The 13,010-nt window shown below is 68.7% G+C and carries 13 protein-coding genes and 1 tRNA gene; 13 read left to right on the plus strand and 1 reads right to left on the minus strand.

What is annotated here, in order from left to right:
- The first annotated feature begins 63 nt into the window (after positions 1–63).
- The gene (gene hisS / locus ACIQJ5_RS04980; protein WP_402842057.1) at positions 64–1,308 is read left to right on the plus strand and encodes a histidine--tRNA ligase; all 1,245 of its coding nucleotides are present in this window, start codon (positions 64–66) and stop codon (positions 1,306–1,308) included.
- A 12-nt stretch (positions 1,309–1,320) separates the two neighbouring features.
- Here the strand turns inward: hisS and ACIQJ5_RS04985 are convergent, their stop codons facing one another.
- Positions 1,321–1,758, minus strand: coding sequence for a DUF4442 domain-containing protein (locus ACIQJ5_RS04985; RefSeq protein ID WP_231089581.1), 438 nt, complete (start codon positions 1,756–1,758; stop codon positions 1,321–1,323).
- 140 nt (positions 1,759–1,898) lie between these two features.
- Between ACIQJ5_RS04985 and ACIQJ5_RS04990 the strand changes: the two genes are divergently transcribed.
- The 12 genes from ACIQJ5_RS04990 to ACIQJ5_RS05045 all read left to right on the plus strand — a co-directional run bounded on the left by ACIQJ5_RS04990 (position 1,899) and on the right by ACIQJ5_RS05045 (position 12,995).
- Entirely contained in the window at positions 1,899–2,249 is a 351-nt protein-coding gene (locus ACIQJ5_RS04990) for a GntR family transcriptional regulator (RefSeq protein ID WP_402841479.1), read from the plus strand.
- Positions 2,246–3,319: a hypothetical protein gene (locus ACIQJ5_RS04995; protein ID WP_402841482.1), complete on the plus strand. Its 1,074-nt coding sequence runs from the start codon at positions 2,246–2,248 to the stop codon at positions 3,317–3,319. The genes ACIQJ5_RS04990 and ACIQJ5_RS04995 overlap by 4 nt, the downstream gene beginning before the upstream one ends.
- A 4-nt stretch (positions 3,320–3,323) precedes the next feature.
- Positions 3,324–4,373 carry a lysostaphin resistance A-like protein gene (locus ACIQJ5_RS05000; protein ID WP_402841485.1) on the plus strand — a complete coding sequence of 350 codons (1,050 nt, stop codon included), beginning with the start codon at positions 3,324–3,326 and terminating at the stop codon, positions 4,371–4,373.
- Between the two features lie 61 nt (positions 4,374–4,434).
- Positions 4,435–5,715, plus strand: coding sequence for a phosphopyruvate hydratase (eno, locus tag ACIQJ5_RS05005; RefSeq protein WP_231089585.1), 1,281 nt, complete (start codon positions 4,435–4,437; stop codon positions 5,713–5,715).
- A 136-nt stretch (positions 5,716–5,851) separates the two neighbouring features.
- On the plus strand, positions 5,852–6,367 hold the full coding sequence (locus ACIQJ5_RS05010) for a septum formation initiator family protein (RefSeq protein WP_402841489.1): 516 nt from the start codon (positions 5,852–5,854) through the stop codon (positions 6,365–6,367).
- 73 nt (positions 6,368–6,440) lie between these two features.
- The gene (locus ACIQJ5_RS05015) at positions 6,441–6,956 is read left to right on the plus strand and encodes a DUF501 domain-containing protein (protein WP_231089587.1); all 516 of its coding nucleotides are present in this window, start codon (positions 6,441–6,443) and stop codon (positions 6,954–6,956) included.
- Positions 6,953–8,293: a S8 family serine peptidase gene (locus ACIQJ5_RS05020; protein WP_231089588.1), complete on the plus strand. Its 1,341-nt coding sequence runs from the start codon at positions 6,953–6,955 to the stop codon at positions 8,291–8,293. Before ACIQJ5_RS05015 ends, ACIQJ5_RS05020 begins: the two co-directional genes overlap by 4 nt.
- Positions 8,294–8,315: 22 nt before the next feature.
- Positions 8,316–9,713, plus strand: coding sequence for an NAD(P)/FAD-dependent oxidoreductase (locus tag ACIQJ5_RS05025; protein WP_231089589.1), 1,398 nt, complete (start codon positions 8,316–8,318; stop codon positions 9,711–9,713).
- Positions 9,714–9,760: 47 nt separating this feature from the next.
- Positions 9,761–9,833, plus strand: a tRNA-Leu gene (locus tag ACIQJ5_RS05030).
- Positions 9,834–9,919: 86 nt separating this feature from the next.
- Positions 9,920–10,333: a hypothetical protein gene (locus ACIQJ5_RS05035; protein WP_231089590.1), complete on the plus strand. Its 414-nt coding sequence runs from the start codon at positions 9,920–9,922 to the stop codon at positions 10,331–10,333.
- 125 nt (positions 10,334–10,458) lie between these two features.
- Positions 10,459–11,685, plus strand: coding sequence for an alanine racemase (locus tag ACIQJ5_RS05040; protein WP_402841499.1), 1,227 nt, complete (start codon positions 10,459–10,461; stop codon positions 11,683–11,685).
- On the plus strand, positions 11,682–12,995 hold the full coding sequence (locus ACIQJ5_RS05045) for a D-arabinono-1,4-lactone oxidase (RefSeq protein ID WP_402841501.1): 1,314 nt from the start codon (positions 11,682–11,684) through the stop codon (positions 12,993–12,995). The genes ACIQJ5_RS05040 and ACIQJ5_RS05045 overlap by 4 nt, the downstream gene beginning before the upstream one ends.
- The last annotated feature ends 15 nt before the right edge of the window (positions 12,996–13,010 follow it).

The following is a 13,010-nucleotide window of genomic DNA, read 5'->3' on the forward strand; positions in this document are numbered from 1 at the left end:
ACACGTCCGCGCTCCGCGATCTGGAAGGATAGGGGAGTGGCAGCTGTGAACCCTCCGCGCGGAATGCGCGATTTCCTCCCGTCTGAGAAGACTCGTCGCGAGCGGGTGCTCGCCGTGATCCGCGACCGCTACCGCGCGCACGGCTTCGACGAGATCGAGACTCCCGTGATGGAGGATCACGCGCGATTGCACGCGGGGATCGGGGGGGACAACGAGAAGCTCGCCTTCAACATCCTCAAGCGCGGTCTGGACGCCGACGCCGTTCGCGACGCCGCGGAAGACCAGGGCGCCCTGAGCGACCTTGGTCTGCGTTACGACCTCACCGTCCCGCTCGCACGTTTCTATGCGACGCACCGCGCGCAGCTGCCCACGGTGTTCCGTTCACTGCAGATGGCACCGGTGTGGCGGGCCGAGCGTCCGCAGAAGGGCCGCTACCGCCAGTTCGTGCAGAGCGACATCGACGTGATCGGCGACGCGAGCTTCCGCGCCGAAGCCGAGCTCATCACGGCGACTCTGGATGCGATCGACGCCCTGGGTCTTCCCGGGGTGACCGTGCGGATCAACGACCGCCGTATCCTGGACAGTCTGCTGGATCACTTCGGGTTCGCCGTTGAGGAGCGGCCGGGTGTGCTCATCACTATCGACAAGCTCGACAAGATCGGCCCGGCCGGCGTCGCCGCCGAGCTGCGTGACCGCGGTGTGACCCCGGCCGCGGTGGACGGCTTCGAAGCCTACCTCTCGGCTCTTGCCCCGGCGGCCACCTTCACGGGCGACGCGATCCGTGCCGTGCTTCCGGAAGGCGTCGGCGCCGAGGGCGTGGAGAACCTGCTCGCCATCGCGGAGGCGGTCGGTGCCGGACGCGACAGCGCACCGTTCGAGTTCGATCCGTTCCTCGTGCGCGGCATGGGCTACTACACGGGCACGATCTTCGAGCTCGCACACCCGAGCGTGGGCTACTCGCTCGGCGGCGGCGGCCGATATGACGGAATGATCGGTCGCTTCCTGGGCCAGGACGTTCCTGCCGTGGGCTTCTCGATCGGCTTCGAGCGCATCGTGGACCTCCTGGAGCAGGACGATTCGGACGTCGCACCGGCCGTCGTGCTGGTGCACGACAAGGACGTCGCGGTTGCCACTCTCGTCGCACTGAAGACCGCTCTGGTGAGCGAGGGGGTACGGGTGCGGCTGGAACAGCGCACGAAGAACCTGAAGTCCCTGCTGGAGCGCGCTGCCGCCGATGGATATACGTCCTTCGCCACCGTGTCCGCGGGCGCACGCCGCGAGGACCTGGAGCTCAAGCCGCTCGGCTGAGCGCCCGCCGTCTCAGCCCCGAGCGTCGGTGACGCGTCGTTTCTCCCGGATGTACACCTCGCGCCGGACGCGGGCCACCACGTCTCCCGAGCGGTCCGTGATCACAGTGTCGAACCATTCAAGCACCTTCGCCCCTCCCGCAGCCCGGCGCCTGATGTCGTCAGCGCGCTCGCTGGGTACCTCGAATCGTGCCGTGAGGACCCCGCGGCCGGGCTTGACGAACTCGATCTCGCCACGGGTGTCCCACACGACGTAGTCCCGGCCCAGCTGATGCATGACCAGCATGAAGAAGTAGGGATCGGTCATCGCCGACATGGACCCGCCGAACGCGGTCTTCACGTAGTTGCGGGTGAGCAGATTGACGTGGAGTTCCACGACGGCGACCGTCCAGTCCGCGCTGAAGCTACGGACACGGATGCCGCTGCAGAGGTTCGGAAGCCAGAGACTCATGCCCCAAGCGAGGCGACGGGGAGTGATGCGCACCCTGTGAGTGTCGAGGAGGCTCCGCCCCCGGGCGAATCGATTGTAGAAAGCCGACAATCCGAACGTGACACCGGACACGGTAGTTCTACTAGAACTATAATAAGAGCATGTTGGTGACCATCGACCCCGGGCGTGAAGAGCCGCTGTTCGAGCAGCTCGCCGCGGGCATCCGACGAGAAGCCGCCACCGGGCAGCTTCGTCCGGGAGAACGCCTGCCGACCGCGCGGGAACTCGCGGCGTCGTTGGGCATGAACCTGCACACGGTGTTGCGCGCCTACCAGGACCTCCGCGAAGAGGGACTGATTGACATGCGGCGTGGGCGCGGTGCCGTGGTGACCGACGCCGCGGCGCACTGGCAATCGCTGAGCCGCGAGATCGACGACCTGGTCGAGCGCGCTCGTGCCCTCGGCATCTCCGCCGATACCCTCGGCTCGCTCGTGAAGGAGGCCTTTCGATGACCGACCGACAGCCCGGAGAAGACGGAACGCCGGCAGCGGGCAGCGGCGATGTCGCGCTCGCCGTCGAGGCGGCGATGCGCCGCTATGTCATGGTCGGGGTGGTGCTGCCCACCGCGATCGCGTTGGTCAGCGGGATCCTCATGCTGCAGTGGCTCGGCCGGCTTCCGGTACCCGCGGCCACGCACTGGGGTTTCTCCGGGGCTCCCGACGGCTCGGGCCCCGGGTGGCCCTTGCCGGTCTTCGCGCTGGTGTTCCCGATCGGATTCGCCCTGCTGCTGTGGATGTTCGTGGCGAACTCGGCGCGCGCGGGTGCCTGGAACTACAACTCCCGCGGATCGGCGGCCATGGCCCTGGGGCTCTCCGTACTCCTCGCGGTCGTGGCGTTGCGCTCCACCGCGGTCCAGCTGGACGTCTCGGACTGGCGCGAGGCCGTCCTCACGCCGTGGGATGTCCCCGCTGCCTTCGGGGCGGGGCTGCTCGCCGGGGTGGTGGGGTGGTTCCTCCAGCCGGCGCTGGTCATCCGCTCCGAAGCCGACGCGCCCGCGGTCGCTACGCCCCTTCCGGAGAACAGCCGGACGCTCTGGACGCAGCGGGCGCGGGTCTCACGCGGCACCGCGGTGGCGTTGTTCGTGCTGCTCGGGGTGACGCTCGCACTGGCGGTGCTCATTGCCGCCGCCGGTTCCGCCGTGGCCTGGGCGGTGCTCGGCGTCATGGTGCTCGCCACCTACTTCGTGGCCGTGGCCACCGACTTCCGCGTCCGCGTGGACGGCACCGGCCTCACGGTGCGCGCGCTCGCCGGGTGGCCTCGGGTGCACATTCCGCTGACGCAGATCGCCGCCGTCGATGTGGCGCAGGTCAACCCGCTCTCGGATTTCGGCGGGTGGGGTCTGCGTTACGTCCCCGGCGGCCGGTTTGGAGTGGTGGTGCGCCGGGGTGGGGCCATCGCCGTCACCCGCCGTGACGGGCGCGAGTTCGTCGTGACGGTGCCCGACGCCGAGCGGGGAGCAGGGGTTCTCGCCGCGCTCGCCGATCGGGCGCGAGATGACAACGACCACCGGGAAGAGGAATGAGAGCATGACCGACACGACCCATGCGCCCGCGCCGGGCCAGCCCGAGATCCTTCCCCGCCGTGTGCCCTGGCCTGCGGTGCTCGTCTTCGTCCTCGTCGCATGCGGACTCGCGTGGGCGGTGGCGCTGCCGCTGTGGCTCGATGGGGGATTGGCCAATCCTCTGTCCGGGCTGCTCCTGCCCGTGATGATGTTCACGCCGACTGTCGCGATGCTCGTCGTCGTACTGGTGCTGCGCACACCTGCGCAGCACCGTCTGCGCTTCCTCGGCATGTGGCCGCTGCGCCCGGCGGGCCGGACGATCTTGTTCCTCGCGATCGGCCTGTTCGGCCCCTGGGTACTGTCGCTGCTGATCGCCGGTCTCGCGGCTCTGTGCGGCTGGGGGATTCTGGATCCCGAGCGATCGGTCGTCGCCCAGCAGCTCGCGGCCACGCTGCCGGGTGATGTCGATCGTGAACTCATCATGACCGTGATCATCGTCCAGATCGTCGCGACTCCGTTCAACGCGATTCTCTCGTCGTTGCTGGCAGTCGGGGAGGAGCTGGGCTGGCGCGGCTGGCTGACGCCGGCACTGCGCCCGCTCGGCACGTGGGCCACCCTGCTCATCACCGGGGTGATCTGGGGGCTGTGGCATTCGCCGATCATCCTGCTCGGCTACAACTTCGCGCGCCCCGACCTCTCGGGGGTCCTGCTGATGGTGGCAGGATGTGTGGCCTGGGGGATCCTCCTCGGCTGGATGCGCCTGCGCAGCGCCTCGGTGTGGCCCGCGGTGCTCGCCCACGGCTCGCTCAACGCCTCCGCCGCGGTGTTCCTTGCCCTGTTCGATGCGCAACACCTCGATCTCGCCCTCGCCGGTCCGCTCGGAGTTGCGGCGTGGATCGTCCTCGCCGTCGTGATCGTGATCCTGCTGGTCGCCGGGCAGTTCCGCCGTCAGCCCGCGCCGGTGCCCCCGGCGGCCGCCGCTCCTCTCCCGGCGCCGCCGGCGGATCACACGTACCGAGCTGATGTTGCAGACACCGGAGGCAACGGATCGGACACGGTCGGTCGCGCTGGATAGACTGACGGCGGACCGACGTCGCTCCACCCCAACCTTTTTCCACGAGCAAGGAGCATCCAACGTGGCATTGATCGAGGCTGTAGGCGCCCGCGAGATCCTGGATTCGCGCGGCAACCCGACCGTCGAGGTGGAGGTGCTCCTCGACGACGGCATCGTCCAGCGCGCTGCCGTCCCCTCCGGCGCATCCACCGGTGCTTTCGAAGCGTACGAGCTGCGTGACGGCGACAAGTCGCGCTACGGCGGCAAGGGCGTGCTGAAGGCCGTCGACGCCGTGCTGGACGAGCTCGGCCCGGCCATCGAGGGCATCGACGCCAGCGAGCAGCGCGTCATCGACGAGGTGCTCATCCGCACGGACGGCACCGACAACAAGCAGCGCACCGGCGCGAACGCCATCCTCGGTGTGAGCCTTGCGGTCGCGAAGGCCGCCGCGGATTCGGCTGATCTGCCGCTGTTCCGCTACCTCGGCGGACCGAACGCGCACGTGCTGCCCGTTCCGCTGCTGAACGTCATCAACGGCGGTGCTCACGCGGACACCGGTGTGGACATGCAGGAGTTCTTCCTGGTTCCCCACGGCGCCGACTCCTTCGCCGAGGCGCTTCGCTGGGGTGCTGAGACCTACCACGTTCTCAAGAGCGAGCTGAAGTCGGGTGGCTACGCCACCGGCCTCGGAGACGAGGGCGGCTTCGCCCCCGACCTTCCCAGCAACAAGGGCGCCCTCGAGTTCCTGATGGCCGCCATCGAGAAGGCCGGGTTCAAGCCGGGCGTCGACATCGCGGTGGGACTGGACGTCGCATCGACGGAGTTCTTCGCCGACGGCAAGTACGCCTTCGAGGGCAAGCAGCTCTCCAGCGACGAGCTCATCGCCTACTACGCCGACCTGGTCGCGAACTTCCCGCTGGTCTCGATCGAGGACGGCCTCGCCGAGGACGACTGGGACGGCTGGAAGGCACTCACGGATGCCCTGGGCAACAAGGTGCAGCTGGTCGGCGACGACCTGTTCGTCACCAACCCGACGCGTCTCGCAGACGGCATCGCCAAGGGCGTGGGCAACTCGCTCCTGGTCAAGGTCAACCAGATCGGCACGCTCACGGAGACGCTCGACGCCGTCTCGCTGGCACAGCGCTCCGGATACACCGCGATGCTCTCGCACCGTTCGGGTGAGACCGAGGACACCACCATCGCCGACCTGGCCGTGGCTACCAACAGCGGTCAGATCAAGTCGGGCGCGCCGGCTCGTTCGGACCGCGTCGCGAAGTACAATCAGCTTCTGCGCATCGAGGAGGAGCTGGGCGAGGCCGCCGTCTTCGCTGGACGTTCCGCCTTCCCGCGTTACCAGGGCTGAGTCCTGACACGCTGACGCACGCATAAGCACGAGAGGGGAGATCATGGCCAAACGACCGGATCTCCCCTCTCCGCGTTCCCGCGCCGCCCGAACGACGCCGACACCGCGCTCCGAACCACCGAAGAAGGGGGCGAACGTGTCGCCCCGATCGCCCCGGGGCTCCGGTGTCCCGCAACGCGTGGACGTCCGGGACTGGCTCGGCGGGGTCCGGCTGTCGGTCTTCATGATGATCATGTTCGGCCTCGTGATCTTCGCGGTGTTCATGCTGGTGCCCACGGTCGGCACCTACATCGGCCAGCTGCAGCGCATCGACGCACTCGAGCACTCGGTGCAGGTCGCGCAAGACAAGGTCGACGCGCTGGAGGCCGAGCGTGACCGGTGGAACGATCCGAACTACGTCATCACCCAGGCGCGCGAGCGACTGTTCTACTACCGTCCCGGCGAGATCGTCTACCTCGTCGTGGACGACCTCGATCCCGCCGCGCTTCCCGGTGAGCAGAAGCCGGTGAGCGAGACCGTCGAGCAGGCGCCGAACGACTGGATGGGGGCCATGCTGAGGTCGGTCACCGAGGCGGGGCTCACGCAGAGCGTCGCGGACCAGCCTGCAGAAACTCCCGGTACATCGACCGACGGCACCACGCCCACCGGCTGAGGCCCCGCCCGCTGAGGGGCCCACTCGCTGAGTGGCCCGGCCTGGAGATGCCGTGGCCCGTTAGGCTGGACAGGTGACCACGCCCCCCTTCGAACCCCTTCGTCCCACCGACCTCGACGTGATGAGCTCCCAGCTCGGACGTCCGGTGCGCAACGTCGTCGGCGTCGCCGCGCGGTGCGTGTGCGGCAATCCCACCGTGGTGGCCACCGCCCCCCGTCTCGAAGACGGCTCGCCCTTCCCGACGTTCTACTACCTCACCCACCCCGCAGCGACCATCGCCATGTCTCAGCTGGAGGCCGAGGGTGTCATGGCCGAGTTCACTCAGCTGCTGGCCGAGGACGAGGAGCTGCAGGCGAAGTACCGCAGCGCTCACGAGGCGTTCCTCGCCGACCGCGCCCAGTTCGGTGAGGTCGAGGAGATCGCGGGCATCTCCTCCGGCGGGATGCCGACGCGCATCAAGTGCCTGCACGCGCTCGCGGGCCATGCGCTGGCGGCCGGGCCGGGTGTGAACCCCATCGGAGACCTCGCCCTGGAGCGCAGCACCTACTCACCGGATCGCTGCCAGTGCGTCGAGCCCGGTTCGGCATGACCCGCCCGGCGGTCGGATTCGCGCTCGCGGCTCTCGTCGCGGCCGGTCTTACCGTCCTGCCCGCGTCTGCCGTGGACGCGGTCGCTCTGGCACCGGCGGTTACCACCGCCACCCCCTCACCGACTCCGTCGCCAACGCCCACCGTCGATCCGGTGCGCGCCGCGGAGTACTGGCTGCGCGACTACGGCATCGAGGAGGCCTGGAAGACCACCCGGGGCGCCGGAGTCACGATCGCGGTCATCGACACCGGCATCGCCCGCGTCCCCGAGCTCGATGGCGCGGTGATCGACGGCACCGATGAATCGGGAATGGGCAGCGACGACGGCCGCACCCCGGTGGGCGTCGTCGACAACAACCACGGCACCTGGGTGGCGTCTCTGGCAGCCGGACGGGGAACCGGAGCGGAGACCGGGATGATCGGCGTCGCACCGGAAGCCGATCTGCTCTCGATCTCGGTCGGCTTCGGCGCGACGGCGACCGTCTCTGCCGTGGAGCAGATCGCCTCAGCGGTGCGGTGGGCCGTGGACCACGGCGCCGATGTCATCAACCTTTCGCTCACTACCAACACCCTCACCTGGGATGAGTCCTGGGATGAGGCGTTCCAGTACGCCTTCGATCATGACGTGGTGGTGGTGGTCGCGGCCGGTAACCGCGGCAACGGCACGGAGTCGGTCGGAGCCCCCGCCACGATTCCCGGTGTGCTGACCGTCGCGGGCGTTGATCCGACCGGGCGGGCGAGCGATCGAGCATCCACGAGCGGCATCACCATCGCTGTCGCGGCCCCCAGCGAGAAACTGCTGGGCGTCTCCTCGGACGGCAAGGTGGTGGAGTGGGCGGGCACCAGCGGTGCCGCCCCGATCGTCGCGGGCATCGTCGCCCTCGTGCGCTCGGCGCATCCCGACCTCAACGCCGACAACGTGATCAATCGCATCCTGGCGACCGCTCAGCATCCGTCGGACGTCGGCCAGGATCCCGACCCGCTGTACGGGTATGGCCTGGTCAACGCCGAAGCCGCCGTGAACGCGGATGTGCCGGCCATCGATCACAGTCCGCTGGGACTGACGCTCAAGGAGTGGGTGCGCCTTTACCGGCGGGGTGCGGACGCCGATCCCGAGGTGTCCTCGTCGCTTGCGGCGCCGGTGGAGATCGAGCCGTTGCCGGCGGCCGATGTGCCGGTCAAGGCGAGTGCACCGTTTCTTCCCACCAGATCCACGATTCTGTACGGTACCCTGCCGCTCGTCGCCGCGACCGTCCCTGCTATTCTGATAGTGCTCGGCGTCAACGCAGCTGCCCGACGCATCCGATCGGCGCGTTCTCAACGCACGCCGAGACAGTGATCATCCAAGGAGTTTTCTTCTCGTGCCCAAAATCCTGATTGTCGGCGGTGGATACGCGGGCTTCTACACCGCGTGGAAGCTGGAAAAGCACCTTCGCAAGGGCGAAGCCGAGGTCACGCTGGTCGACCCGCTTCCCTACATGACGTACCTGCCGTTCCTCCCCGAGGTGGCCGCCGGGTCGATCGAGCCGCGTCATGCCGTGGTCGCGCACCGTCGTCACCTGAAGAAGACCAACGTCATCAACGCCAAGGTCACCAACGTCGACCACGCGAACAAGACGGCGACCATCACGCCGGCAGACGGCGAGCCGTACGAGATGACGTACGACCAGATCGTCGTCACCGCCGGATCGGTCTCCCGCACCTTCCCCATCGGCGGCATCGCCGACAACGCGATCGGCATGAAGTCGATCGAGGAGGCCGTGGCCGTGCGCGACCGCCTCATCCAGAACTTCGGCCGTGCGGCGGCCCTCCCCGCCGGTCCCGAGCGTGAGCGCCTGCTCACGGTCGTGGTGGTCGGTGGCGGCTTCGCCGGAATCGAGACGCTCGCCGAGCTGCGCTCGTTCGGTTCGGCCCTGCTGAAGGACTACCCGCAGCTGTCCTTCGACGAGACCCACTTCCACCTCATCGAGGCGATGGGGCGCATCATGCCCGAGGTCGCCCTGCCCACCAGCGAGTGGGTGCTGAAGGACCTTGCCAAGCGTGGCGCCTTCGTGCACCTGGACACGCAGGTCAAGGACGCCACCGACGGCAACGTGCTGCTGTCCACGGGCGAGGTCATCCCGTCCGACCTCATCATCTGGACCGCCGGTGTGATGGCCAACCCGCAGGTCGTGCGTTCGTCGGGGCTGCCCGCGGACGAGCGCGGCCGCATCACGGCGCAGGCCGACCTGCGCGTGATCGACGCCGACAAGAACGTCGTCGAGGGTGCCTGGACCGCCGGTGACGTCGCCGCGGTTCCCGACCTCACCGGTGGCGGCGTCGGCGGTTTCTGCGTTCCGAACGCGCAGCACGCCGTTCGTCAGGCCAAGCGCCTCGCGAAGAACCTCGTCGCCGTACTCCGCGGCGACGCCCCGGTGGACTACATCCACAAGAACCTCGGCGCGGTCGCTGGTCTCGGTCTGTACGACGGTGTGTTCCAGTCGGGCAAGATCGCGATCAAGGGCTTCCTCGCGTGGGTGGCCCACCGCGGTTACCACGGCCTGGCCATGCCGACGTGGGAGCGCAAGTGGCGTGTGCTGTGGGGCTGGTGGAACAACCTCTGGCTGGGTCGCGATATCGCTCCGCTCTACAACCTGAGCGAGCCGCGCGCATTCTTCGAGGAGTTCGCCTCGCGCCCGAAGCCTGCTCCGGCCGAGGCGCCGGCACCGGCGGCTGAGGCCGCACCGGCGAAGGCCGAGAAGGTCGACGCCGGCAAGTGAGCCGATGACGAAACGGCGGCGGGTGAAACCCGCCGCCGTTTCGCATAGCCCCCATAGCCCAACGGCAGAGGCAGGCGACTTAAACTCGCTTCAGTCGGGGTTCGAATCCCCGTGGGGGCACCGCAACGTGGTCTGTGCGTCGTCAATGAGTTCGGTAGGCTTTTGCCTGTCGCGCACGCAGGCGCGGCTTCATCTGAGGGGGAAACATGCGTCGTTCCATCACGCTGTCCATGCTCGCTGCCACCGTCGCACTCGCGGCGACGGGTCTCGTGGGCTGTTCCGGCGGTGCCGCGAACGCCAACCAGTCGGTCGAGGACGCCTGCAAGGTCGTCCAGACGGAGATGACGTCGTTCCAGACCGAGATGGCGAGCCTGTCGGGCGAGCTCACCTCGGGTGACACCGACGCCGCCAAGAAGGCGTTCAGCGCCGTCACCACCAAGCTGGACGACATCGCCGGCAAGGTGGGCAACACCGAGGTCAAGGACGCCGTCTCCGGCATGTCCCAGGCCTTCGGCACCGTCGTCGAGGGCATCTCGGGATCCACGCCGGACCCGTCGCTGCTCACCGAGCTGTCGGACTCCGCCAGCAAGCTGCAGTCGCTCTGCCCCGGCCTGAAGTGATCGGTGCGTGCTTCGGCACGCTGTGAGAGCCCCCGTCCTCATCGGCGGGGGCTTTTCGCGTTCTGTGCGGGGCGCGGTCCGCGCAGTCATCCCCCTGTGCGGGGGAGAGGTCCTAGGCTGATCCCGTGCTCCCGCTCACCACCACATCCCCCGACCCCCTCGCCTGGCAGTCACCCGACGCCTGGTGGCCCGCACTGTCGCAGGCCACCGCCGGCATCCCCGCCCCGGTCGCCGTCGTGTCGCACGAGGCACTCGCCCACAACACAACCGACCTGTTGGTCCGCTCCGGCGGCGTCCCCATCCGTGTCGCGAGCAAGTCCATCCGCGTTCGGTCGGTCCTCGACGCAGTGCTGGCCATGCCGGGATATCACGGCATTCTCGCCTTCACCCTCGCCGAAGCGCTCTGGCTCGCCGAGGACCACGACGACGTGGTGCTGGGCTATCCCACGGCCGATCGTGAGGCCATCGCGCGGCTCGCCGCCGATGAGCGTCTCGCCTCGCGGATCACGCTGATGGTGGACGACGAAGCGCAGCTGGATCTCGTGGACTCCGTCGTCGCCCCCGCACAACGGCCGGTCATTCGTGTGGCGATCGACGTCGACGCGTCCTGGGAGGCCCCCGGGCTCGGTCACCTCGGCGTGTTCCGTTCGCCGCTGTTCACCGCGAGCGACGCCGCGTCCTTCGCGCGCCGGATCGTGGCGCGCAACGGCTTCCGGCTGGTGGGGCTGATGATGTACGAGGCCCAGATCGCCGGGCAGGGGGACAAGACCGGATCCGGTGACGGCGTGATCCGCTGGATGCAGCGCCGCTCCGGCCAGGAACTGCGAGCCAGGCGCGGCGCGATCGTCGATGCTGTAAACGCCATCACCCCGCTCGAGTTCGTCAACGGCGGGGGCACCGGCTCACTGGAGTACACATCGGACGACCAGGCCGTCACCGAGGTCACCGCGGGCTCGGGACTCTTCGGGGGGCACCTGTTCGACGGCTATCGTGCCTTCACGCCGGCTCCCGCTGCCGCGTTCGCGTTCGACGTGGTCCGCCGGCCGCGTCCAGACATCGCCACCGTTCTGGGCGGCGGCTGGATCGCGTCGGGGCCGCCGCTCGCGTCACGTCAGCCCCTGCCCGTCTGGCCCAGCGGGCTGCGCATGCAGCCGCGCGAAGGAGCCGGCGAGGTCCAGACACCGCTCCACGGCGACAACGCCCGGGACCTCCGCGTCGGCGATCGGGTCTGGTTCCGCCACGCGAAGAGCGGCGAAGGGTCCGAGCGCGTGCTCCGATACCATCTGGTTCACAACGGGAAGGTCATCGACGAGCTTCCCACGTACCGCGGCGAAGGAAAGGCGTTCCTGTGACACGACTCGGCGGGAGCTGGCAGAACTGGGGTCGCAGCGCGAGCATCACGCCGCAGCGGGTGGAGCGTCCCCGCACGCCGGAGGCGGTCCAGCGGGCGGTCATCGCCGCCGCTCAGCGCGGGTTGGAGATCAAGGCCGTCGGCGCGGGTCACTCGTTCACCGGGATCGCGGTGGCACCCGGCGTCCTCCTTGACATGAGCGACCTGACCGGCGTGGTCAGTGCAGACTCCGCACGCGCTCGGGTCACGCTGCTGGCCGGTACCCGCCTCCACCAGATTCCGCGGCTGCTGGCGCGGTACGGGCTGGCGATGGAGAATCTCGGCGACATCGACCGTCAGTCCATCTCCGGCGCGATCTCCACCGGCACCCATGGCACGGGCGCCGGTTTCGGCGGGCTGGCGACGCAGGTCGTCGGTGTCACCGTGATCACCGCGGCTGGAGAGTTCCTCCGTATCGACGAGGACCACCAGCCCGAGCTTCTGGGCGCCTTCGCGCTCGGACTCGGCGCGCTCGGGATCCTCGTGGAGGTCACCCTGCAGTGCGTGCCGGCGTTCGTCCTGCACGCGGTGGAGCGCCCGGAGCCGCTGCAGGAGGTCCTCGACACGCTGCACGAGCGCGTCGAGGAGGCCGATCACTTCGAGTTCTACTGGTTCCCGCACACAGACACTGCTCTTACCAAGACCGACACCCGGCTTCCGGAGTCGGCGGTGCGCCACCCGCTGCCGCCCGTGGGCAAGTGGCTGGACGAGAGCGTGCTCTCCAACGGTGTGTATCGCGTGGCGTGCGCCGCCGGCACCGTGATCCCGGCCATCACCCCGCCGTTCAGCCGGCTCGCCACGAGACTCACAGGCAATCGCGAGTACACCGACCTCTCCCATCGCGTGCTGACTCAGAGGCGCACCGTCCGCTTCCGCGAGATGGAGTACGCCCTCCCCGCGGACGACGTGGTCCCGGCCTTTCGTGAGCTGACCGAGCTCATCGAACGCCGCGGCTGGCGGATCTCCTTCCCGGTGGAGGTGCGCTTCGCCGCAGCGGATGACCGATGGCTCTCCACCGCCCACGATCAGGCAACGGCGTACATCGCGGTGCACCGCTACTGGCGGGAGGACCCCAGTGCCTATTTCACCGCGGTGGAGGAGATCATGCGCGCTCACGGCGGGCGACCGCACTGGGGCAAGATGCACACGCGCACGGCGGAGGACCTTCGGGACGCATATCCGCGCTTCGACGACTTCGTCGCCCTTCGTGACCGCTTGGACCCCGACCGGCTGTTCCGCAACCGGTACCTGGATCGCGTTCTCGGCGTGTGAGGACCCCGTGGCTCG

Source organism: Microbacterium sp. GXS0129 (assembly GCF_044769785.1).
In the GTDB taxonomy this organism is placed as follows: domain Bacteria; phylum Actinomycetota; class Actinomycetes; order Actinomycetales; family Microbacteriaceae; genus Microbacterium; species Microbacterium nymphoidis.

Excerpts from the sequence above, each read along its gene's own strand:
- hisS (WP_402842057.1), top strand. The coding sequence starts at position 64 with ATGCGCGATTTCCTCCCGTCTGAGAAGACTCGTCGCGAGCGGGTGCTC.
- ACIQJ5_RS04985 (WP_231089581.1), bottom strand. The coding sequence starts at position 1,758 with ATGAGTCTCTGGCTTCCGAACCTCTGCAGCGGCATCCGTGTCCGTAGC.
- ACIQJ5_RS04990 (WP_402841479.1), top strand. The coding sequence starts at position 1,899 with ATGTTGGTGACCATCGACCCCGGGCGTGAAGAGCCGCTGTTCGAGCAG.
- ACIQJ5_RS04995 (WP_402841482.1), top strand. The coding sequence starts at position 2,246 with ATGACCGACCGACAGCCCGGAGAAGACGGAACGCCGGCAGCGGGCAGC.
- ACIQJ5_RS05000 (WP_402841485.1), top strand. The coding sequence starts at position 3,324 with ATGACCGACACGACCCATGCGCCCGCGCCGGGCCAGCCCGAGATCCTT.
- ACIQJ5_RS05020 (WP_231089588.1), top strand. The coding sequence starts at position 6,953 with ATGACCCGCCCGGCGGTCGGATTCGCGCTCGCGGCTCTCGTCGCGGCC.
- ACIQJ5_RS05035 (WP_231089590.1), top strand. The coding sequence starts at position 9,920 with ATGCGTCGTTCCATCACGCTGTCCATGCTCGCTGCCACCGTCGCACTC.